Genomic DNA, 1,818 nt, shown 5'->3' on the forward strand with positions numbered 1-1,818 from the left:
ATAAACCGATTAGGATTGTGCAGGAACAAATATAAAAGTTCAATACGACAACTGAACTCATCACGACATATGTACGCAAAATTTATTGCAGATATGCTGAACTATCGCGGCGTTATGATTAAACGAGATCTAGCCGAATTTATTGTAGACGGTACTACATTCATAAAGTACAAAAATGAAATCGAGCGTAAGCAAGAATATTTGGACATATTCAAGATCATAAAACGCGAGCTTGGCCTACAAGTTAGAAATACCAACTTCAGTAACTTATCTGATAATAACTTCGCAATCAGCGCCTTTTTAGGCTGCGGGACTGCTGAAAGATATCTGGATCTGCTATTTAATGGAGAAGCCCGAGATTCATTACGGAAAGATGTACAGTCACTTCGTTCAAATCTTTAGGCGCCACTCCTCAGGCATTACTTCATGCAGGAAAGAAGTTTGAAAACTTCAGCTTCGGTCACATGGGACACTCTGATCCCAGCAAAGCGATATATGACGCTCACAGCACACCGTTCACTTAACAGATAATGTCTGGCCGCCCACTTTATTTTACGAACTTGGTAGTCATGGTTAGACTCGAGTAAGTCGTTCATCCGTCTGATGCTTATCGGAAAATTATCTGGCGTTCTCAAAAATTCATGACCACAAGCTACCCGCCTGTCCAGCGCGGCGCGTGTTATCTTTTGCGGCTTGCCCTCCACGGACAGTATCAGGTCATTCGCAGCCAATAGCTCTCGGGCAACAGCCAAGTCTCTAGCTTTCCAATCAATCAAGCACTCACGTAATCTGATAAAAGGATGCGAAGCCACATACTGCGTTAACCACTCTCTATCGTGACGGTGCAGCCAATGGTAGCCAGGCTTGTCGTGGCATTTAAGGTAGGAGCTGCTGGAAAACGCTGATCGGCGCGCCTCTATGTCGATCTCATCAGCAGCGTTGCTCGTATCCTTTTCGAAGGATAAATCCCCGCTGCGAATATCCTTTTTTGGATGAAAGCATTTGAGTTGCTCCAGATTTACATCAAGGAGCCAACAAAAAAAGTAAAATTTTAAAGGCTGCACGACCGTTCTGCGCGGGCGCAAGATACGCAACGCCCAATCACTGGAGTAGGCGATCTCTTGAAACTCATTAACGCGAGGGCTCTCGAGAAGTCGCGGGGAAAGGAAAGCTCTCAGCCTCTGCTCTCTAATCCGGCCGGACTTGAGAAACCCCATCTCATCCAGGCGGTGCTTAAGAAAGTTCCCTGCCAGAAGTGTCTTTACATCCGAAGGGTGCCCGAACCCCCAAAGCTGCATTTCAGCTATGGTACTGGCCGCTGTTCCGCTAGGAGATTCCATTACCGGCGTCCCATCTGCCTCAGCCGGTAGAAGCATGCAACGCCAGTCTGTTCGACCCGGAAACGCCATTGCTCGAAGCACCTCTCCATGATGAGGGCAAATGCAAGTGCCTATCGCCTGGTGGATACGATGCCAGTACGCCACGCCGTAATTTTGAGTGTCCTCGTGGACGCAACTTCCGCAATACCTGAAAGACGCATGCTTAAGGAACCGCGAGGCTGTTAAGCCCAAGCTCATCTTAAGGCCATTACCGTGATTGCCAGCCATGGCGATACAGGCCGCACTGTACGTCGCATCATCCAGAAATGGCTGATAGAGAGGCAAAAGCGTGAAGCATCTAATCAGCTCTCCTACCGAATAGGCTGCCGCCAGCCGTTGCGACAGAGCGCCTAAGCAACACGGCAGAATAGAGCCACAAGTCCTAGAATATGTCCCAAAAAGCTCCTGGCTTGTTAGCCGGTAACTGCAGTTCGCCACC

The 1,818-nt window shown here is 48.4% G+C and carries 2 protein-coding genes and 1 pseudogene; 1 reads left to right on the forward strand and 2 read right to left on the reverse strand.

The window, feature by feature from the left end:
• Positions 1-402: hypothetical protein (locus tag DQ405_RS27365; protein ID WP_206678949.1), on the forward strand; the 402-nt coding region annotated here is incomplete at its 5' end.
• A 17-nt stretch (positions 403-419) separates the two neighbouring features.
• Here the strand turns inward: DQ405_RS27365 and DQ405_RS26755 are convergent.
• Both DQ405_RS26755 and DQ405_RS28875 read right to left on the reverse strand, forming a co-directional pair.
• A complete protein-coding gene (locus DQ405_RS26755; protein ID WP_174824734.1) occupies positions 420-1,340 on the reverse strand; it encodes a TnsD family Tn7-like transposition protein in 921 nt (306 codons plus the stop codon).
• A gap of 90 nt (positions 1,341-1,430) precedes the next feature.
• Positions 1,431-1,817: pseudogene (locus DQ405_RS28875) on the reverse strand (TniQ family protein); the annotation flags it as partial.
• Between the last annotated feature and the right edge of the window lies 1 nt (position 1,818).

The sequence above is a fragment of the Pseudomonas sp. SST3 genome (genome assembly GCF_003325755.1).

Bases quoted from the DNA above. Each gene is read 5' to 3' on its own strand.
- DQ405_RS26755 (WP_174824734.1), bottom strand. From the start codon at position 1,340: ATGGAATCTCCTAGCGGAACAGCGGCCAGTACCATAGCTGAAATGCAG.